This window comes from Pseudomonas mucoides (assembly GCF_015461845.1).
GTDB lineage: Bacteria > Pseudomonadota > Gammaproteobacteria > Pseudomonadales > Pseudomonadaceae > Aquipseudomonas > Aquipseudomonas mucoides.
In genome coordinates this window covers 94,068-114,205 of record NZ_JACOPW010000001.1, presented here as the reverse complement: position 1 = coordinate 114,205, position 20,138 = coordinate 94,068, and the positions used below count along the sequence as shown (strand labels likewise).

20 protein-coding genes are annotated in these 20,138 nt (G+C 62.2%); 9 read left to right on the top strand and 11 right to left on the bottom strand.

Translation table 11 applies throughout. From position 1 onward, the window contains the following. The first annotated feature begins 38 nt into the window (after positions 1-38). From H8F22_RS00505 to H8F22_RS00485, 5 genes are all read left to right on the top strand, one after another. A complete protein-coding gene (locus H8F22_RS00505; protein ID WP_027923315.1) occupies positions 39-1,322 on the top strand; it encodes a Zn-dependent hydrolase in 1,284 nt (427 codons plus the stop codon). A 94-nt stretch (positions 1,323-1,416) separates the two neighbouring features. Then, the gene (locus tag H8F22_RS00500) at positions 1,417-1,851 is read left to right on the top strand and encodes a carboxymuconolactone decarboxylase family protein (RefSeq protein ID WP_194939607.1); all 435 of its coding nucleotides are present in this window, start codon (positions 1,417-1,419) and stop codon (positions 1,849-1,851) included. A 3-nt stretch (positions 1,852-1,854) separates the two neighbouring features. Next, positions 1,855-2,748 carry an RNA polymerase sigma factor SigJ gene (gene sigJ, locus H8F22_RS00495; RefSeq protein WP_194939606.1) on the top strand — a complete coding sequence of 298 codons (894 nt, stop codon included), beginning with the start codon at positions 1,855-1,857 and terminating at the stop codon, positions 2,746-2,748. A gap of 137 nt (positions 2,749-2,885) precedes the next feature. Continuing rightward, positions 2,886-4,382 (top strand): helix-turn-helix transcriptional regulator, encoded by a 1,497-nt coding sequence (locus tag H8F22_RS00490; protein ID WP_027923318.1) that lies wholly within the window; start codon positions 2,886-2,888, stop codon positions 4,380-4,382. Positions 4,383-4,580: 198 nt separating this feature from the next. Next, positions 4,581-4,832: a DUF1652 domain-containing protein gene (locus H8F22_RS00485; protein WP_027923319.1), complete on the top strand. Its 252-nt coding sequence runs from the start codon at positions 4,581-4,583 to the stop codon at positions 4,830-4,832. A gap of 474 nt (positions 4,833-5,306) precedes the next feature. Here the strand turns inward: H8F22_RS00485 and H8F22_RS00480 are convergent, their stop codons facing one another. The 10 genes from H8F22_RS00480 to H8F22_RS00435 form a co-directional block, all read right to left on the bottom strand. Further along, a complete protein-coding gene (locus tag H8F22_RS00480) occupies positions 5,307-6,074 on the bottom strand; it encodes an SDR family oxidoreductase (RefSeq protein WP_027923320.1) in 768 nt (255 codons plus the stop codon). 44 nt (positions 6,075-6,118) lie between these two features. Then, the gene (locus H8F22_RS00475) at positions 6,119-7,186 is read right to left on the bottom strand and encodes a phosphotransferase family protein (RefSeq protein WP_027923321.1); all 1,068 of its coding nucleotides are present in this window, start codon (positions 7,184-7,186) and stop codon (positions 6,119-6,121) included. A 144-nt stretch (positions 7,187-7,330) separates the two neighbouring features. Beyond that, on the bottom strand, positions 7,331-8,296 hold the full coding sequence (locus H8F22_RS00470; protein ID WP_027923322.1) for a 2-hydroxyacid dehydrogenase: 966 nt from the start codon (positions 8,294-8,296) through the stop codon (positions 7,331-7,333). Positions 8,297-8,399: 103 nt separating this feature from the next. Then, the gene (locus tag H8F22_RS00465) at positions 8,400-8,999 is read right to left on the bottom strand and encodes a TetR/AcrR family transcriptional regulator (RefSeq protein WP_194939605.1); all 600 of its coding nucleotides are present in this window, start codon (positions 8,997-8,999) and stop codon (positions 8,400-8,402) included. 30 nt (positions 9,000-9,029) lie between these two features. Beyond that, the gene (locus H8F22_RS00460) at positions 9,030-9,413 is read right to left on the bottom strand and encodes a tautomerase family protein (protein WP_027923324.1); all 384 of its coding nucleotides are present in this window, start codon (positions 9,411-9,413) and stop codon (positions 9,030-9,032) included. A 298-nt stretch (positions 9,414-9,711) separates the two neighbouring features. Further along, positions 9,712-10,383, bottom strand: a complete 672-nt coding sequence (locus H8F22_RS00455; protein WP_194939604.1) for a DUF3313 domain-containing protein — start codon at positions 10,381-10,383, stop codon at positions 9,712-9,714. Positions 10,384-10,429: 46 nt separating this feature from the next. Next, on the bottom strand, positions 10,430-11,356 hold the full coding sequence (locus H8F22_RS00450; protein WP_027923326.1) for a transporter: 927 nt from the start codon (positions 11,354-11,356) through the stop codon (positions 10,430-10,432). 17 nt (positions 11,357-11,373) lie between these two features. After that, positions 11,374-12,402, bottom strand: coding sequence for a DUF1254 domain-containing protein (locus H8F22_RS00445; RefSeq protein ID WP_032833495.1), 1,029 nt, complete (start codon positions 12,400-12,402; stop codon positions 11,374-11,376). A gap of 156 nt (positions 12,403-12,558) precedes the next feature. Continuing rightward, on the bottom strand, positions 12,559-16,107 hold the full coding sequence (locus H8F22_RS00440) for an ATP-binding protein (protein WP_194939603.1): 3,549 nt from the start codon (positions 16,105-16,107) through the stop codon (positions 12,559-12,561). Between the two features lie 76 nt (positions 16,108-16,183). Next, positions 16,184-16,798: a response regulator transcription factor gene (locus H8F22_RS00435; RefSeq protein ID WP_194939602.1), complete on the bottom strand. Its 615-nt coding sequence runs from the start codon at positions 16,796-16,798 to the stop codon at positions 16,184-16,186. A gap of 213 nt (positions 16,799-17,011) precedes the next feature. On the opposite strand from H8F22_RS00435, the gene H8F22_RS00430 reads away from it, so the two are divergent. The 4 genes from H8F22_RS00430 (at position 17,012) to H8F22_RS00415 (ending at position 19,622) form a co-directional block, all read left to right on the top strand. Further along, on the top strand, positions 17,012-18,223 hold the full coding sequence (locus H8F22_RS00430) for an EAL domain-containing response regulator (protein ID WP_194939601.1): 1,212 nt from the start codon (positions 17,012-17,014) through the stop codon (positions 18,221-18,223). A gap of 198 nt (positions 18,224-18,421) precedes the next feature. After that, positions 18,422-18,799, top strand: a complete 378-nt coding sequence (locus tag H8F22_RS00425; protein WP_194939600.1) for a hypothetical protein — start codon at positions 18,422-18,424, stop codon at positions 18,797-18,799. 11 nt (positions 18,800-18,810) lie between these two features. After that, complete coding sequence (locus H8F22_RS00420; RefSeq protein WP_194939599.1) at positions 18,811-18,948, top strand: hypothetical protein; 138 nt, start codon at positions 18,811-18,813, stop codon at positions 18,946-18,948. Between the two features lie 173 nt (positions 18,949-19,121). Beyond that, positions 19,122-19,622, top strand: a complete 501-nt coding sequence (locus H8F22_RS00415; RefSeq protein ID WP_194939598.1) for an outer membrane beta-barrel protein — start codon at positions 19,122-19,124, stop codon at positions 19,620-19,622. 38 nt (positions 19,623-19,660) lie between these two features. Here the strand turns inward: H8F22_RS00415 and H8F22_RS00410 are convergent, their stop codons facing one another. Next, complete coding sequence (locus H8F22_RS00410) at positions 19,661-19,870, bottom strand: hypothetical protein (RefSeq protein WP_194939597.1); 210 nt, start codon at positions 19,868-19,870, stop codon at positions 19,661-19,663. Between the last annotated feature and the right edge of the window lie 268 nt (positions 19,871-20,138).

The following is a 20,138-nucleotide window of genomic DNA, read 5'->3' as shown; positions in this document are numbered from 1 at the left end:
ACCTGAATAACCTATAACAACTGCCTGAGGAGATCACCATGAACGCAGCCGTAGACGTTCTGCAATCCACCCATCAGCACATCAACCGCGACCGCCTGTGGCAATCCCTCATGGAGCTCGCCAAACTCGGCGCCACGGTCAAGGGCGGCGTCTGTCGCCTGGCCCTGACGGACCTCGACCGCCAGGCCCGCGACATTTTCGTCAACTGGTGTGAAGAGGCCGGCTGCACCGTCAGCGTCGACGCCGTCGGCAACATCTTCGCCCGCCGTCCGGGCCGCAACCCGAGCCTGCCACCAGTCATGACCGGCAGCCACATCGACACCCAGCCCACCGGCGGCAAGTTCGATGGCTGCTTCGGCGTGCTGGCCGGCGTCGAAGTGCTGCGCACCCTCAACGACCTGAACATCGAAACCGAAGCGCCGCTGGAAGTCGTGGTCTGGACCAACGAAGAAGGCTCGCGCTTCGCCCCGTGCATGATGGGCTCCGGGGTCTTCGCCGAAAAATTCACCCTCGAGGAAACCCTGGCCAAGGTCGACGCCGAAGGCATTACCGTGGGCCAGGCACTCAACGCCATTGGTTACGCCGGTCCGCGTCAGGTCAGCGGGCATGCGGTCGGCGCTTATTTTGAAGCCCACATCGAGCAAGGCCCGATCCTCGAAGACGAACACAAAACCATCGGCGTGGTGATGGGCGCGCTCGGCCAGAAGTGGTTTGACCTCAAACTGCGCGGCGTCGAAGCCCACGCCGGTCCGACCCCGATGCACCTGCGCAAGGACGCCCTCGTCGGCGCCGCCGTGATCGTCGGAGCGGTCAACCGCGCCGCGCTCGGTCATCAACCCCACGCCTGCGGCACCGTCGGCTGCCTGCAAGCCTACCCCGGCTCACGCAACGTCATCCCCGGCGAAGTACGCATGACCCTCGACTTCCGTCACCTGGAGCCGGCACGCCTGGACTCGATGATCGCCGAAGTCCGCCACGTCATCGAAACCACCTGCGATGAACACGGCCTGACCTTCGAACTCACCCCCACGGCAGACTTCCCGCCGCTGTACTTCGACCCAGGCTGCGTCGACGCGGTGCGCAACGCCGCTCAAGGCCTGGGCCTGTCGCACATGGACATCGTCAGCGGAGCGGGGCACGACGCCATCTTCCTCGCCGAACTCGGTCCTGCCGGGATGATCTTCGTGCCGTGCGAAGGCGGCATCAGCCACAACGAAATCGAAAACGCCGCGCCGGATGATTTGGCGGCGGGGTGTGCGGTGTTGTTGCGGGCGATGCTGGCGGCGTCGGCCGCGATTGCCAGCGGTGAACTGGCGGCCTGAAACACCTGACGTGCGCTGAAAAAATCAGCGCACGTCACAAACCCCAATCCTCAATCGTCATCCTGTTGAACCCTTTAAACAGTGGAGCAATACGATGTCGTCCAACACCCAACCGGTCAACTTGCTGCAATCGATCCCACAGGTTTTCGAAAGCCTGACTCAGGTCCACGTCACCCTCGATAACCACGACCTGGCACCCACCCTCAAACACCTGATTCATCTGCGCGCTTCGCAGATCAACCAGTGTGGTTTCTGCGTGAAAATGCACACCCGCGAAGCCCGTGAGGCCAATGAACGCAACGAGCGTCTCGACCGCTTGATCGTCTGGCGCCACGTCAGTGATTTCAGCGCCGCCGAATGCGCTGCGCTGGCCTGGACCGAAGCCCTGACCGTGCTCGATGAAAAGACCGATTACGCCCGTTTGCGCGGTGACTTGCGTGAGCACTTCACTGACGCGCAGATCGGTGCCTTGACGGCCGAGATCGGCATGATCAACCTGTGGAACCGTTTGCAGGTGTCGAGGCACTGATCGATGAATTGCGCTGAAAACGCCGCCGCTGTGTTCGAGCAACGTCGGCCCTTTTTGCTCGGTCTGGCGTACCGCATTCTCGGCTCACGCGCTGAAGCCGAGGATGTCGTGCAAGAGCTGTTCATCAGATGGCTGGAGGCTGATCGGGCCTCCATTGCCACGCCGGCCGCCTGGCTCACCACAGCGTGCACCCGGCACTGCATTGATCTGCTGCGGTCGGCGCACAAGTCGCGGGTCGATTACATTGGCACCTGGCTGCCGGAACCGATTCACACCACCCATCAGGATTCACCCGAGCACATGCATGAACTGGCCTCGTCGCTGTCCACGGCGTTCCTGTTGTTGCTCGAACGGCTGACCCCCAAGGAGCGTGCGGCGTACCTGCTCTACGAAATATTCGACATGGATTACGCGCACGTCGCGGATGCGGTCGGGGTTCAGGAAGCGGCTTGCCGAAAACTGGTGTCCCGGGCCAAAACCAGCCTCGGCGCCGGGCACGCGCGCTACCAACCGGAGCCGATGCGTCAGGATCAACTGTTGAACGCCTTCCACAGCGCCATCGCCAGCGGCTCGACCACAGCGTTGACCGCGATGCTGAGCGAAGACGTCGAACTTTGTGCGGACAGTGGTGGCAAGGCCTCGGCCATCCGCGAAACCCTGCTGGGCATTACCCGCGTTGCTGATTTCATTGGCCAGTCGCTGCACGCCTATTGGCAGACCTGCGAATGGTTGCCGATGGAAATCAATGGGGCCCAAGGTGTGATCATCAAGGCTGACGGGGTTATCACAGCGTCAATGACCTTCGGTTTTGACGAGGTGGGGTGCGTGAGCCGGATTTTCATCATGCGTAATCCGGACAAGCTGGCGGGGTTACAGAATTCGTTGCACTTGCAATAACCGGCCCAACGGATACCTACAAAAACCTGTGGGAGCGAGCTTGCTCGCACACAGGTTCTTTGCACGATCCCGCTTCTGCGTGGTCGTAATCTTCACTGGGCGCCGTGCATGGGTGCCGCTAAATGTGTGGAGATCCAATGAGTCAGGACGTCCTGAGCACCGAAACCAATCGTCGCCAGTTGCAACAGATTATTGCCGGTTTGTCCGACGGCGTGATTCTGCTGGAACTCGATCAGACGATCCTCTGGGCCAATGACGCCGCGCTGGCCATGCACGGTGTCGAGCAGATCAACGAACTGGGCGCCAATGCCCGGGAGTACGCCAAGCGCTTCGCCTTGCGCTATCGGAACAATCACCCGGTGCCGAAGGACAATTACCCGGTCAGCCGCGTCGCCCGGGGCGAAACGTTCAGCGATGTGCTGGTTGAAGTCAGTCCGACCGACGATGAAGAGCACATGTGGGTGCACCGGGTGCGCAGCTTGGTGGTGGCCGACAGCGCCGGTGAGCCGGAGTCGCTGGTGCTGATCATGGACGACGTCACCGAATGGGCCAGCGCCGAGCAGCGTTTCGAAAAGACCTTCAACGCCAACCCGGCCCCGGCGGTGATTTGTCGCCTCAGCGATTTGCGTTACATCAAGGTCAACGGCGGTTTCCTGGAGATGACCGGTTTTACCCGCGATCAGGTGATCGGCGTGTCGACTTATGAATTGGACATCCTCGAAGGCGCCGAAAAGAAAGACCTGGCCATCGAGCGTCTGCGCGAGCACGCCACGATTCCACAGATGCAGGCCGAGCTGCGCTTGGCTGACGGTGGCAGCAAACAGGTGATCGTTGCGGGGCAGCCGCTGGAGTTGAACGAAGAAGACTGCATGCTGTTTTCGTTCGTCGACATGGAGCCCCGGCACAAAGCCGAAATTGCCCTGCGCCAGAGCGAGGAGCGCTTCGCCAAGGCCTTTCGCCTGACACCGGTGCCGACGCTGGTGTGCAGCGCGCAGGATCAGGTGGTGATCGACGTGAACGAGGCCTTTCTCGACACCCTCGCGTATCCCAGCGAGGAAGTGCTCGGCAAGACGCTCGCGGAGATCGACTTCATCGACGACAAGGCCGCGCGCACGCAGCTGTTTGCAGCGCTGGAGAAGGCCGGGAGCCTGGACCGCGTCGATGTCAGGATCCGCAAAAAAGACACGCTCCTGATTGACTGCACGATCTCGGCTGACACCGTGAATATTCAGGACAGTCCTTGTTACCTGCTGGTGTTGATGGACATCACCGAACGCAAACGCACCGAGCTTGAACTGGTCGCGGCCATCGAGGAGGTGATGAAAGACGCTTCCTGGTTCAGTCGTACGCTGATCGAAAAACTCGCCAACGTGAAAAGCGTCAACTCGCCGAAGTTACCCAGCGTGTCCTTCACCGACCTGACCGCTCGCGAGCGCGATGTACTCGGCCTGATCTGCGAGGGACTGGCCGACAAGGAGATCGCCGTGCGCCTGAAACTGGCGCTGAACACGGTGCGCAACCACGTGTCGACGGTGTATTCCAAGCTTGGCGTTCACAGTCGCAGCGAGGCGATTGTCTGGTCCCGCGAGCGCGGATTGTTCTCCAGTGAATGGCGCCCCAAGGGCCAGCGCTAGGGTGCAAATGCACTAGTGGAGGCAGTGCAAATGGACGTGTTGGGACCAGACGCCAGTCCTTAGGCTGTAAGGGTGCGAAAAGGGGGCTTTGACCCCTTCGCGTCCTCTACGAAACAGCTCAAGGAATTGCCCTATGCGTCGCCCACTTAATTTCGTTTCTATCGACGAGGTTGCCAGCCAGCTTAATGGGGAATCGCAATGATTTACCTGACGCAATTGCGTGCGCTGCTGGAGCAGCACTTTTCACCACGCGCCTGCGAATGCAGCGTGTCGGGAGACAACTCGGTGACGGTAAAGCTGTATCACCCGGAGTCGGGTGAGGTTGACCTGGTGGTCAGCGGGTTGAAGGTGTCGAGCCTAAATTCGCCACAAGCGCTGGCGTCGCTGATTGAAGAGCTGCGTTACGAGTTGCAGAGCAATAGTTTGCATCACCCAGGCGAGAATCAATAAGAGCTGTCGTTTTTCGGGGTAAAAATCGGCTTGAGTGGCTTATTTGCTGGCATTGGCCGGTGACTGGGCTATAAGAAATGCGAGGGTAAAATTTTCTGTGACCGGTCCGCGACTTCGCGGTGTTGTCGTCGAGTCGCGGAAAACATCGATTACTTACCGCAGGTCAGCCTATGAACAGTCTTGGAAAACGTGCTTTTTCGCCGCTGTCGCTTGCCTTCTGCATTGCGATCCTCAGCGGCTGCTCCAGTCCACCGCCTCCGCCGCCACCGTTACCCCCGGTAGAACGCCACTGCGAAACCATCGACAAGACCGAAGTGTTGGGTGATGCGAGAGCGGAGGGGGAAGTGAAGCGGATGACCACGACCACGCGCTGCATTACCCAATAGACCCCAAACACAGAACCTGTGGGAGCCGAGCTTGCTCCCACAGGGTTTGTGGTGTGCCAACCCTTAACAGGGTTGCTGACGAATCAAATCAGGACAAGTACCCACCGTCCACATTCAACGAAACCCCAGTGGTGTAGCTCGACGCCTCACTCGCCAGGTACAGCACCGCGCCGGCCATTTCACTCGGATCAGCAACACGCTTGAGCGGAATCTGCTGCAACGCGGTTTTCAGAATCGCATCGTTCTTGACCAGTGCCGAGGCAAACTTGGTGTCGGTCAGGCCTGGCAGCAGGGCGTTGCAGCGGATGCCGAACTGTGCGCATTCCTTGGCGAATACTTTGGTCATGTTGATCACGGCGGCCTTGGTCACCGAGTAAATGCCCTGGAAGATACCCGGCGAGACGCCGTTGATCGAGGCGACGTTGATGATGCTGCCGCCACCGTTTTCGCGCATGATTTTGCCGGCTTCCACCGACATGAAGAAGTAGCCGCGGATGTTGACGTCGACGGTTTTCTGGAAGGCGCTGAGGTCGGTGTCCAGCACGTTGCAGAACTGTGGGTTGGTCGCTGCGTTGTTGACCAGAATGTCGAGACGGCCGAACTGTTCCTTGATACCGGCGAAGACCTGGCTGATCTGCTCCATTTCACCGATGTGGCAAGCGACGGCGGTGGCTTTGCCGCCGGCGGCGATGATCGCGTCGGCCACATGCTGGCAACCGTCGAGCTTGCGGCTCGAGACGATGACGTGGGCGCCTTGCTGGGCCAGGAGTTTGGCGATGGCTTCACCGATGCCACGGCTGGCGCCGGAAACGAAAGCGATCTTGCCGTCGAGGTCGAACAACTGAGTCTTGGACATGGGGTTCTCTTATGGAAAGTCTTGTTATTGGGCCAGGCGCGTAATCAAAGGCTGGATTTCTGGATGACTTGCAGGCTCATTTGCTCCAGCAGTTTGTTCATGTGAATGAACTGCGCGAAGCGTTTGTCCTGGGTCTGACCATGGAAGAAGCGGTAGTAGATTTGCTGCACGATACCGGCCAGGCGGAACAGGCCGTAGGTGTAGTAGAAGTCGAAATTGTCGATCTGGATGCCCGAGCGTTCAGCGTAGTAGTCGACGAATTCACGGCGGGTCAGCATGCCCGGTGCATGGCTGGGCTGGCGGCGCATCAGTTGCACCGGTGCCGGGTCGCTGGCTTCGATCCAGTAGGCGAGGGTGTTGCCCAGATCCATCAGCGGGTCGCCGAGTGTGGTCAGTTCCCAGTCGAGCACACCAATGATCTGCATCGGGTTTTGCGGGTCGAGGATCACGTTGTCGAAGCGATAGTCGTTGTGGACGATGCTGGACGTCGGGTGATCGGCCGGCATTTTGTCGTTGAGCCACGCTTTGACCACGTCCCACTGTGGCGCGTCCGGGGTCAGGGCTTTCTCGTAACGATCACTCCAGCCTTTGATCTGGCGGGCGACATAACCTTCGGGTTTGCCGAGATCACCCAGGCCGTAGGCGGTGTAGTCGACACGGTGCAGTTCAACGAACTTGTCGATGAAGCTTTTGCACAGGGCCTCGGTTTTTGCCGAATCCAGACCCAGTTCCGGCGGCAGTTCGGAGCGCAGGATGATCCCGTTGACCCGTTCCATCACATAGAACTCGGCGCCGATCACCGATTCGTCGGTGCAGTGCACGTAGGCTTTGGGGCAATACGGGAAGCCGTCCTTGAGCTGGTTGAGAATGCGGAATTCACGGCCCATGTCGTGGGCGGACTTGGCCTTGTGGCCAAATGGCGGCCGACGCAGGACAAATTCCTGTTCGGGGTATTCCAGCAGGTACGTCAGGTTCGATGCGCCGCCGGGAAACTGGCTGATCTGCGGCAAACCACTGAGGCCCGGAATGTGTGCCTTGAGGTACGGATCGATCAGGCTGGCATCAAGTTCTTCGCCAGAGCGGATACGGGTGGACTGGTCAGTAAGCGCCATGCTTATCCCTTCTGCTTATTTTGGAGGCCTGCGACTATTGGCTAATCTAATCCGCGCACCCGGCACCCACAACCATGAACGGCCCTTATAGGTGAGCGTGTTGCCGGGCAATCATTGCTTTTGATACACCTGTTTGAATGAACTTCAAATCGCAGCGCTGCTCAGCGATGACGGCAGTTCGATGGGGGTCAAGACCGGGTGGCCGGAGAAGAACGCCATCAGATTGCGTCCCACCAGTTCGACAGTGCCTTGAGTCGCCTCCGGGGACAAACCCGCCACATGAGGCGTCAGGATCACGTTGGCCAGCGACTTGAGCGCCTCCGGCACATGCGGTTCGGCATCGAACACGTCCAGCGCGGCCCCGGCAATGCGTCGTTGTTCAAGCGCACTGATCAGGTCGGTGCTGACGATCACGCTGGCGCGGGCGATGTTGACGAGGAACCCGTTGGGCCCCAAGGCGTCGAGGACTGGCTTGTTGATCAAATGTCGAGTGCCTATGCCGCCAGGGGTCGCGATGATCAGGAAATCCGAGGTGCGCGCCAGTTCGGTGGGCGTTGAGCAGAAGGTGTACGGCACATCGCTGCGATGCTGGCGGTTGTGGTAACTGACCGTCATGTCGAAGCCATTGGCGGCGCGTTTGGCGATGGCCATGCCGACGGCGCCGAGGCCCAGGATGCCCAGGCGCTTGCCGGCCAGGGAAGGGCGCATGATCTTCGGCCACTCACCACGACGCACTGCCGCATCACAGCGGGGGATGTCACGCACCAGCGCGAGCAGCATGGCCATGGCGTGGTCGGCGACTGATGAGGCATTGACGCCGGCACCGTTGGTCACCGTGATGCCGCGGTCAGCGGCGGCCTGCAGGTCGACGTGTTCGTACCCGGCACCGATGACGCAAATAATCTTGAGATTGGGCAGGGCGGCGATTTCATCGGCGTAAAGACCCAGCGGGCCGCGTGTCAGCACAGCATCGATCTGCGCTCCATGACGGCTGATGGCCGCCGCGCGTTCGGCGGGTGTGGGGGCAAGAATCAGGTGAAAACCCTGATGTTCGAGAATCGGCAAGTAATCATTGATGGTTTCAACCAGTACCAGAACGGTTGCAGGCATGTTGCGCTCCTGTGGGCATCGAAATTGTCGGGGCTCGAACGTTGCTTCAGATTGCGGACTCCCGAACAGTTTAGCAACGGCCAACAGTCGCACACGCGGATGTTCAGTTTGATGAACCTTTTGACGTCAGAAAGGTGCGGGCGGCGTCGAGAATTTCATCCGATACGGCCTCACCGCGGGTGGCGCGGGCGAGGGTCAGGGCGCCCACCATCAGCGAGTACTCCACCAGTGCCTGTTGCCGATCGGCATCGACATCGCCCGAATCGAGCAGCGAACCATAGGCTTTCAGCAGCCGGTTGAGCCCCTCCATGAAGGTCTGGCGCAAACCACTGTCGGCCGCTTCGTGGCACATGTCCCCGGCAAAAGCCGCCACCGGGCAACTGTCACCCGGGTTGTCGCGGCTGGCTGGCGACAGGTAAGGCTCGATCAGCGCACGACGGGCGGCGTCCTTGTCGTCGACATGGGCGGCGATCCGTTCCCGCCAGCGTTCAGCCGATTGCTCGAACGCCCGACCACTGGCTTCCTGCGCCAATGCCTCCTTGGACTCGAAATGCCCATAGAAGCCGCCATGGGTCAGGCCTGCGGCGCCCATGACGTCGACGACACTGATGCCGTGTACGCCTCGCTCGCGAAACAGCCGCGTGGCGGCCTCGACGATGATTTCGCGGTTGAGGTCGGCTTGCTTGCGGGAAACTCGCGGCATCAGTGGCTCACAGGTATGAAAGGTGGGGAATCAAAGGGCGTATTGGGCAATCCCGTTGCCGAACGACCAGTTCTCTTTTTTAACTTCCACCAGATTGATGAACACATCCTCCAGGCGTACCGCCAGCTCGCGATTCAGGCTCTCGGCGATGGTTTTGTAGAGCAGCTTTTTCTTCTCGTCCGTCCGGCCTTCGCTCAGCGTGATCTGGATGATCACCAGATTGTCGGTGCGGTTGATGCCCAGGTATCCAGGGTCGAAGATGAAATGGTGTTCATCGTGTTCCGTCAGGATCTGGAAGTTATCGTTCTCCGGTACGGCAATGGCGCTGTGCATGGCCGCGTAAATCAGCTGGCCGACGCGTTTGGCGAAGGTAGGGTCTTGGTGTTTTTTGATGTCGACACGAACCAGTGGCATGGGATGTCTCCAGAAAAAAGGCCGGTCAGTTAAAAATACATGACGGAGGTCCTTTATCAAGTCAAAGCTGTCATCTGGCGATGAAACATCCACAGGCTTGGCGTTGTTGGCATGTCGAGGTCGCCGGCCTGCTTGTTGGGTCTCGGCGCCTGGCGCCACTCGCCTCAAACACCGGCCGTGCGCCCCTCGACTTGCGGCGAGGGACCTTCGGCGTTTTGATCCATAAAAAGACCGTCCCGTGAACGGGAACGGTCAACACGAAGCGGTTCTACTATGGTGCGGGCGGTGCAGTTTGGACTCAGCGCTGCCTGAGCATCTGCAGGGAGCGCGTCATGTCGACCGCCCAGCCGTCCAGCACGGCCTTGACGTCCTGGGCGTGCATCGTCTGGGCATCGTTCTCCAGGTCCTTGCCGGTGCCTTTGCGCACCACTTCGGCGACCGTGCGCCGACTACCGCCGTCGAGGAATGCCGCCTCGCTGGCCAGGCGGGTTTGCTGGTCGCGAATGCCGGTGGCGCTACTCACCTGGGCGGCCACGAACATCAGTGGCAGGTATTCGTACGGGCGCAGGTCCTTGTCCGAGGCTTCGACGGCGGTGATCGCGGGGCGCACCACCAGGGTGCCCGGCCCTGGCTGGGCGGCCAGCGGCAGGACCTTGGCGAGTTCGCGCTGCAGCGCCTGGTCATAGTAGCGGGTGATGTCCCGCAGCGTGTCCTGCGAAATCTTCTCGCTGGGCGGCGGTTGCGGGTAGAGCCGGCTCGGCTCGATGTAGACGCGGGTATAGCGCTTCGCGTCGAGGCCGTCGTCGAGCCAGTACAGCACCTCCGTGCCGGACGCCGACTTGCCCTGTTTCAGCACGCTGTAGTCCTTGAGGAACCCCGAATACTGCTCGGGCTCGACGTACTTGCTGGCGCAGCCGGAGAGGGCGAGGGCGGCCACACAGAGTGAGGCCGCCAGACACTTCGATTTCATGGTGTTGCTCCTTGGGGGCGATTACGGAAGGGCGTTGCGGGGTGGCTCAGAACAGCACCGAGAGGACGATGCGGCCGAGCCAGCCATCGACGCCATCCTCGTTACGTTCCACGGCCTCGCCATAGGTCATCTTCAGCGAGCTGGTGCGGTTGAGGTTGACGCCGGCGGTCACGCCGAGCGACAGCGAGCGCTGCTGGTTATCGTCGTCGACACCATCGGTGCGGGTTTCACCGCCGCGCCAGAACAGCGCGTCGGCGGACGCCCAAAAGGCTGGGCCGAAGTTGTGGGTGAGGTGCGCCTCGCCACCGTATAAGGGCTTCTGGCTACTGCGGTCGGCGCCGTAGGGCGAGTCGTTGTCGCCATAGACAATAACCGCTGGTAGCAGCTCGAAGGTGGTCAACGACGGATCGAGATAGGACTCGCCCAGGGCATAGGACGTCGGCAGGCCCAGCTCGAGGGCATAGCGGTGGGTGCCGAGATTCACCGCCTTGTGCGAGTCGTACTCGCCGGTGGGCAGGAACAGCTTGCCGAGTACGCCCAGGGAGAAGCCCGGCCGTTGTTGGACGTACTGCTCCGGTGTCAGCGCAGGCGAACCGATCAGGCCGTAGGCAATGCCCAATTGCGCATCGCCCAGGCCCTTGCTGGTGCTCGTGATGTCTTGCCCAGGCAGCTTGACCGTCGCCTTCACCTCACCGTACGGGAGCACGCCGAACAGCGCCGTTGCATGGCCGCCCACATCGAATACCTCGGTGTACTGGACGACGCCCACCTGCACGTCGACATCGCTGCCGCGGATCACCGATCCGGGCATGGTGGACTGGTTGCCATGGGTGACGATGCCGTAGGCGGTGAGCATCTGCGTACCTACGGGGGCGAGCTGATAGGCGCGGGCTCCGTCGTCAGCGGCGTGGGCCGCGGCGAGCGGGAACAGCAGCGACAGGCTCAGCAAAGCGATCTTGGTGTGCGGATACATGCGTTTTCCCGGAGCCGTCACAGCTGCGATTTGGCAGCGGGGAAGGTCCAGCGACCGTCGAGGATCTCCGCGCGCGGCCGGTACAGGCGCACCACGTAGTTCCAGCCGGGTGTCACCGCCAGGCAGTTCGCCGTGGAGGGTTCGCAACCGCCGAACTGCACGGTGACGACGCCATTGGCGTCCTTGCGCGCGGTCAGGTTGTTCAGCGACACCGCGCCGGGGCCGTTCTTCTCGAAGTAGCCGGCGCCGTTGTACACGCTGATCGACCAGAAACCGTCTACCGGCACGTCGCGGACCCTCAGGCGGTGCACGGTGTGTCCGTCGTTGCGTTGGGGATAGACACTGACGTATTTCGCCGCGTACTCGGGGTTGCCGCCCCAGCCGGTGGCGGTGCCCAGCAGGTGGGCAATGGGGTTCACCTGCTCTCGCGTGCCGAAGCGCACGCCGTCGCCGCCAAGGGCGCTCAACGTGTTCAGCGCGTCACGCACCTTGTCCTGCGAGGCACTGTCCCAATGGGCTGGCTCGTATTGTCCCTTGCCGGCCTGGCGGACACTGATCGCGTCTTGCAGCTTCTGCGCGGCACGGATGTCGTTCTGGTCTTCGGGGTTGGCGAGGGTCCGCACGATCACGTAGACGTAGCGTGTGCCTACCTGGTCGCGATTGTAGGTATGCGGGCCGGGGGTATAGGTGACGTCGGTGACGTAGTGGTCCTGGGAGAACACCTGCATCGACATGAAGCGCTGGCCGGCGTCGGGCAGGGAAAGGGTGACGGGCCCGGCATCCAGGTCGAACACGCCCGAGGAGTAGAGGGTGTCGCGGTTCATGCGCACCACGGTCTGCTTGTCCTGCGGCGTGGGTTCGCGGTCGTGCAGCAACCGGCCGAAGCCGCCTTCGCGGACGGTCTTGGCGAAATACTGATCCGTTTCGGCACGGATGAAGTTGAGGGCATTGACTTTGGTCGGGGTTTCGCCGGCCTGTACAAGAGGGGCGCCCAGGCCGAGCACGAGGCTTGCGGCGAGGAGGGTGCGACGAGAGGGAAACCGCATGAATCGCTCCGTGAAGATTGGCGGAATAAAGCACGCGAGTTTGAGAAGCGCCAGATCGCCAAACAACTCCGCAGCGGACAAAAAGTTGACCCGGAGGGTGGCGTCAGGAATTCCCCGAGGCGGCCTCGGTAATCCCTGAGCGAGCCACCCCGCAGGTCAATTGCCGACGCTGGATTCGAGCGCCTGCAGCGCCTCGCGCAGTTGCCGGAAGCTATCCTCGACGGTGTCGAACGAGGGCGTCTCGGAACGGCTCTCGCGCTCCAGTGCCTCGCAGCATTCGACGATGGTGCTTGCCGCGATCATCTGCGCAGGCCCCTTGATCCGGTGCGCGAGATCGGAGATGGCGGGCAAGTCGCGCTGCTCGATGCGCGCCTGCAGCGCGAGCAGGTCGGCTCGGCTGGTCTGCACCATGGACTGCACCAGCGCACGCATGAGTTCGGCATCGTAGTTGGCGAAGGCAGGCTTGGGCGCGGGTGAGGGGGGCGAAGGCTCGGCGGGGAGCAGGCGGGCCAGGCAGTCCTGCAGATCGTCCAGACTCAGCGGCTTGAACAGGCAGGCATCCATGCCGGCGGCCAGGCATTTCTCGATTTCCTCCTGCTGCGCATTGGCGGTGTAGGCGACGATGGGGCAGCGCGGCGTGCCCGTCTCCGCTTCCCGTGCACGGACCTGCCGGGCTAAGTCGTAGCCATTCAGGTTGGGCATGTTGCAGTCGGTGATGATCAGGTCGACCGCGGCGCCATCAAGCACTGCCAGCGCGGCGTAGCCGTCCTCGGCCTCCAGGAGCGAGTGGCCCATGTGCTGTAGTTGCTGGGTGACCAGCAGCCGATTGGTCGGGTGGTCGTCGACCACCAGCACGCGCAACGGTCTGGCGGGGCCGGTCCGGAGGCTGGCCTGGGGAGCCGCCGTTGCTTCAATCTGCGCATCCGTGGCCAGGGGCAGCGGCAGCTCCAGGTGTACGACGGTGCCCTCGCCCAGGGTGCTTTCCAGGTACAACTGGCCGCCCATCATTTCGCTGATGGAGCGGCAGATCGACAGTCCCAGCCCGGTTCCGCCGCGCGCCGCATGGCCCGGGGCGACGACCTGGGTGAAAGGGGCGAACAGGCGGTCCTGATCGGCGGCGCTGATGCCGATGCCGCTATCGCGCACGCTCAGGTGCAGCAGGATCGCGTCCTGTCCGGCGGGGCGGGTACTGGCGCTGATGCCGACGCTGCCTTCGTCGGTGAACTTGATGGCGTTGCTCAGCAGGTTGGAAAGCACCTGCTTGAAGCGCAGCGCATCGACGGACACGCAGCGGCGCACGCTGTCGTCCAGCGCCAGGTCCAGTTGCAGGCCCTTCTGCTTGGTCAGCCCGTCGAAGACCCGGACCACCGAGAGGATCAGTTCGCCGAGGTGTTCCGCCGCGGGTTTCAGGGTCATGTTGCCGGCCTCGATCTTGGAGATGTCGAGGATGTCGCCAATCAGTTCGAGCAGGCCGTGGGAGGAGTCGTAGGCCACCTCGATCGCCTTGCGGTCGGTCTGGCCGGCATCCAGCTTGCGTAACGCCAGTTCGAGCATGCCGATGATGGCGTTCATCGGCGTGCGGATCTCGTGGCTCATGGTCGCCAGGAAGGTGCTCTTCACCCGGCTGGCCTGGTCGGCCTGTTCCTTGGCCGAGCGCAGCGCGTCGACCAGACGCAGGCGCTCGCCGATATCGATCAGGCCGCCGATGATGCCGCGGATCTCGCCTTCGGCATTGCGGTATGGGTGGATCCAGTGGAAGAGGTGGTGGACGGCGCCATTCACGTGCAGTTCACGGTCGCTCTCCTGGGCCGCCCCGCTGGCGATGACCTGTTCGTACTCACGCTCGAGCATCCGCTGCTCTTCGGCGGGCAGCGTGGTGATCGCCCGGGTGGGTTGGCCGATCACCTGTTCCCGGGACATCTGAGTGAGCTCCAGGAGCTTGTCGTTGCAGCTCAGCAGGTTGCCGTTGCGGTCGCGGACATACACCGGCTGGGGAATGCCGTTGATCAGCGACTGCTTGAACGCCAGCTGCTCGGCCAGCGCCGCCTCGGCCCGTTCGCGCTGGCGGATCTGTCGGCGCAGGTAGATGGCCCAGAGCAGGGTGAGGGCGAGGAAGGCTGCCGAGGCGATCAGCATCTGCAGGAACAGCGGCTTGTAGCGTTGCCAGGTGGTTTCCGTCTGCGCGGCGTTGGTACGCCAGCGGGTGGCGAGGGTATTGATCTCGTTGGGCGGAACCTGCAGCAGGACCTGGTCCAGGACGCCGATCAGGGTCGGGTCCGGGCTGGCGAAGGCGAGCAGGGCATCGGGCGCATCGACCAGCCCGCCGATACGCAGATTCGGGCTGTTGAGGACATTGAGCAGGTACTGGGCCGTGGTGATGCCGGCGACGGTGAGGTCGGCATCGCCGGCAGCCACCGCTCGCAGCGACTCGCGCAGGCTGTCGGTACCGACCAGTTGCAGATCCGGATGACGGGTGTGGAAGAAGCTTTCCAGCGGGTGGCCGCGAGACAGCGCCAGGCGCCGTGGCGTGCTGCCGTCCGAGTCTCCATCGGTGCGGCCGATGTAGACATAGGCGCCGGCGACGAACGGGTGGGTGTAGTGCAGGCCGGGTATGTGGCTGGTAGGCGAGGTGACGACCAGTTGGGTCTTGCCAGTCGCCAGGTCCTGGGTCATCTCGCTGGTTTGGGCATGCCGGCGCAGCTCGAATCGGATGCCGGTCTGCGACGTGGCTATGTTCAGCAGGTCGGCCACCAGGCCGCTGTAGCGGCCGTACTCGTCGTAAAAGGAAATGGGCGGCAAGTCCTCGACGGCGCCGAAGACGATCGATGGGTGGCGGGCCAGCCAGTTCGTCTGCAACGAGGTGAGGTGCAACTGGGTATCCGCGCCGAAGTCCACGCCGCCGATCCAGCGCCGGGCAATTTCCTCACGGCGGTCCTCGGTGATGCCGGCCAGGACAGCGTTGATTGCATGCAGCAACAGGCCGTCATCGTCGCGCACGGCGAAACCGATGCCGCGCAGCGGAGGTATCCGGTAGGCCAGCGGACGAATGTAGTTGTAGTAGCTGCGATTGATCACGTAGCCGGCGCTCAGTGAATTGCCAAAGTACAGGTCCAGGTTGCCGAACGCGACGGCGGCGATGGCCTGTTCATCGGTCTTGAAGAAATGCAGGTTGGCCCCGGGGAACAGCTGCTTCGCCTGGTCGGGGGGCAGGTAGCCGGCCCTCATCGCGATGGAGACGCCCACCAGGCGATCGAGCTGGCGCAGCTCGTTGGTGCGATTGAAGAGGTGGGGGCTGTCCTGGCTGTAGGCGTCGCTGAGCCGGGCCCGGTGGCCGGCGACCTGCTCGGGCGTGATGGTGCTGAGCAGGTCGATCTCGCGCCCGGACAGTGCCGCGAAGGCGTCTTTGAGACTGTCGAACGGGCGTATCTTCACCTCGACGCCCAGGGTGTCCTTCACGATGGCCAGGTAGTCCGCCGACAGGCCTTCGTAGGCCCGCCCGTCGGTGGTGATGTCGAAGGGGCGGAAATCCGGCCGGACCACGCCGACGACGATCCGTTGCCGGGCGGACATGAGTTGCAGGGTCAGCGGATCGTTCAGCGCAAGGCGGTAGTGCGTGCGGGCCAGCAGTTCGAGTTCGTCGGCGCCGGCGAGGCTGGCGGCAAGGGCGACGGCGAGGAACAGAAGTGGGCGAAACAGTCGTTTCATCGTCAGTCCTACAGGCGAGCGAGTGGGAGGCTGTCGTCCGAGGCCATCGCTCGGCGAGCGAGCGCCGAAGCCAGCATCAGGCCAAGCCGTTGCGCCGTGCGCAGTCCACCAGTTCAACGTTGTTGCCCACGCTGAGCTTTTGCATGATCCGCGATTTGTAGGTGCTCACGGTCTTGTCGCTGAGCAGCATGGTGGTGGCGATGTCCTTGATCTTCACGCCGCGGACGATGGCCTGCAGCACCATCATTTCGCGGTCGGTCAGCGAGCCGAAGGCCTCTTTTTCGTTGTTGTGTTCGCGATCGTAGAGGGCGTCCCGCGGGAAAAAACCGTAGCCGGCGGCCACCGCCTTCACCGCGCTGACCAGCTCCTCCAGGTTGTCGCTCTTGTTGATGTAGCCGGACGCGCCGGCGCTCATGCAGCGGCTGGCGAAGAGCGAAGAGGGCCGCGAGGTCAGTACCAGGGTGTCGATGCGCAAGCCGATGCTGCGCATGCGGCCGATGACGTCCAGCCCGTCGAGCAACGGAATGCCGATGTCGATGATGGCGATGTCCGGCATCGCCTCGCGGGCCAGCTTGATCGCGTCGATGCCGTTGTCGGCCTCCGCGACTATCTGGTGACCCTCGCGCTCCAGGATCACCCTGACCGCCAGACGTACAGTGGGATGATCGTCGACAATCATTATCTTACTCATGGTCACCTCGAAGGCTGCACGCCAATTCACTTTAATCCAACTCACTTTAATCCAACCCGCCGCAATGGGTAGGGGAATGCTGCATATTTTCTCGGATTATCCCGAGTGCTGAAAGGCGATTTCCCGGAATAGGGAAAACCCTACAAGGGCTTAGGGGAAGTCTGCTCCGGGTATTGTGTAGCTTTGCCGGCATGCAACCTATGGGGACAAATCATGCAAACCGGCAAGGTCATTCTGCTCGAGGACAATCGTTTTCAGCGTGCCGTCCTGCGCGCCGCGCTCGGGTTGATCGGCGTTACCGACGCGCTGGAAGCGGGCGACGGGGCGGAGGCGCTTGCGCTGTTGCGTGCCTGTGGTGGTGTGCGCCTGGTGATCTGCGATCTGCAGATGGCAGGCATGGATGGCCTGGCCTTCCTTCGGCGCGCCGCGCAAGAGCGGCTGGTGGAAGCGGTGATCATCTGCAGCGATATCGAGCCCTCACTACGCCGGGGTGTCGCCGCCATGGTGGCGGGGCTGGGGCTCGCCTATATCGGTGACCTGGGCAAGCCGTACACGTTGCGCAAGATCGGTGCACTGATGGAGCGTGCAGCGGCAAGCACCCCCCTCCCGACTGTGGTGCCTGGCGTGCCGCCTGCACAGCCTGGGTTTGCCGAAGTGCGGCGTGCCCTGCTGGAGGATGAGTTCGAGCCCTTCTTTCAGCCCAAGCGCGACATCCAGCTCAACCGCGTCGTCGGCGTCGAAGTACTGGCGCGCTGGCGTCATCCGCAGCAGGGGCTGCTCGGTCCGGCGGCGTTCCTGCCGGTCATCGAGGCGTACGGCTTGCTCGACGAACTGTTCTGGGCAATGTTCCTGCCTAGCCTGAAGTTCCAGTGTTCCCTGCGTCAGCGCGGTATTCACCTGCCCATGGCGTTTAACGTTCACACCGCGCAACTGGAATCGCAGCATCTGGTCGAGCGCATTCGTGCCGCGCTGGCCGAACATTGGCTGCCGCCGGGCGCCATCACCCTGGAACTGACCGAGACCGGCGAGATCGCCGACCTGCCCGCCGCCCAGGAAGCGCTGCTGCGCCTGCGCATGCTCGGCTGCAAGGTGTCGATGGACGACTTCGGCTTGGGCTTTTCGTCGTTGAACCGGTTGTGCGAGCTGCCGTTCAACGAGGTGAAGCTCGATGCTGCCTTCATTCGCGCCAGCGATCTGCAGCCACGTAGCGTGGAGGTTATCCGGTCCGCGGTGGACATGGCGCGCGCCATGGGCGTCGAGCTGGTGGTGGAGGGCGTCGAGACGCCGGCACAACTGGCCTTGCTGTGCTCGCTCGGTTGCCGCTATGCCCAGGGCTATCTGCTTGGCCGGCCGATGGCGGCGATCGATATCGCGGCGATGGCTGAATTGAAGGCCGACGTGTTGCCCGAATTGCTCCAGCAGTGACGAGTCAGCCCAGTACCGGGTGCCCTGGCGCAAGGGGTGCGGCGCCCGGTCCTGGCACCTTTTTTCGCACTCGTGCCGGCGGTGCTGCCCGTCGCGAACCCGAGTGCCTTTGCAGATGAACAATGAATACCGATGCCGCGTATCCGTCGGCACGGCCATTTTCTTTAGGGCTCAGTTGGGCCGCAACCGAGGGGAATCATGCGTTTCGCAAAAACCATCATGGTCATGCTCTTTCTGTCCGGTGCCACGATCGTCACGGTCGAACAGGGCGGCCTTCAGGAGGACGCCGGAGGCGCTCGCGGGGAGCGTGAGGAGGGGCGGGGCGGGCAGCCCGACCTGTCCCTGCGCGGCGCGCTTGCCAAGCTACGGCGGGACGAAGCGAAGCAAAACCGGCTTCAGCGCCTGAATCGCCAGGCCGATGTCGAGGCGGGCTTCGCGCTCGGTCAGACGGTGGGCGCTACCGTCGAGTCCTCCTGGCAGGAGGGTGTCGATCTGCATGCTGACTTTCGTGAGGCGGATGCTTTTCGTGGCATCGCTGCGGAGCAGGACGGCGCCTCCTCCTACCGGGGCTTCTGATGGGGCGGGGGGTGGAAGGGGTTGAACAGGCCGTCGGGTCGCGGGAAGGCGGACTGCGCTTTTTCCTGATGACGATAATGAGTTTTTTTCTGATGACGATATTGCGCGTTTTTCTGATGACGATATTGCTGTTCCTGCTGCTGTGCTGAGCGGTAATGCGCGGCGAGTTGCCCGCCGATCTCATCGGTTTCACATCGCCGGTGTCGATGGTTGTTTTATCCATGTTTTGGGTGCTGCGCAATCACTCCGCAGTCTGCTGGGGATGACGTTTTTTAGCGAGTGACCAACGGCTTTTCGAAATTTACAAGTAATGGGAGTAGGTATGCGTTTGTCGAAAATAATTTCCACGATTGTTCTGCTGTCCGGTTCGGCCTTTGCTCTAGCCGACAGCGGCCTGTTTGTCGGCGGCGGCATTGCCCGCTTCGAGGTCGACGAGCGCGAGCTCGACGATTCCGATGAGAGCTACAAGGTCTATGCAGGGTATCGCCTCAATGACTACCTGGCCTTCGAGGGCGCGGTGGTGGACTTTGGCGAACTAAGCGGCGGTCGCGAGAGTTTCAGCGGCCAATCAGCCCAGGCAAGTGCGCAACTGGGGTTCCCGCTGGGGCAGCGTATCCGTGTCTATGGCATCGCAGGGTTGCATGCCTGGCGCAGCGATGATGACGATGTTACTGGTTCGTCCGAGGACATGGACACCCTATATGGCTTCGGTGCCGAAGTGGATGTGGTCGGCGGACTGGGCCTGCGCCTGGAGCAGGTGGCCCTGAAGGTCGGCGATCTGGACGTCGACCAGACCACAGCGTCGGCCTACCTGCGCTTTTAACCGAGCGCAGGATGCTGCGCGGTTTCGTAAGAGCCTTTTCATGGGGGGGCTTTTTTCTGATAGCGATATTGCTGTTCCTGCTGCTGTGCTGAGCGGTGTTGCACGGCGAGCGCCCGGTTATCGAGCGGCGGGATGTTTCCAGCGGTCAGTAGGGAGCGGCTCCCCACTGGCCGCTTTTTTGATTCCTCACTGTATTCCGGGTAACCAAAAAAAGAACGGTGATCTGGTTGAATATGTTTGTACAGCACGGTCTCTAATCCGAATCCGAATCCGAATCCGAATCCGCTGTGCTGATGCCGAAAGCTACTGCTTTCCCCCCCCCCCGTTTGGGAGGGGCGGTTGTATCGATCAATTCCGATGCCCACACCCTGTAAGTCGAATTGGCGCCTACTCCGTGGCATCTGCCCCGCCAGTTGGTGCCGGGGCCAGTCTGTGTGCCTGCTGGCTGCTGCCGCCCGCGCAATGGGCTACCCGCACTATCGCAGGCGCAGTGCACGAGTGTTTTCGAACTCTGCG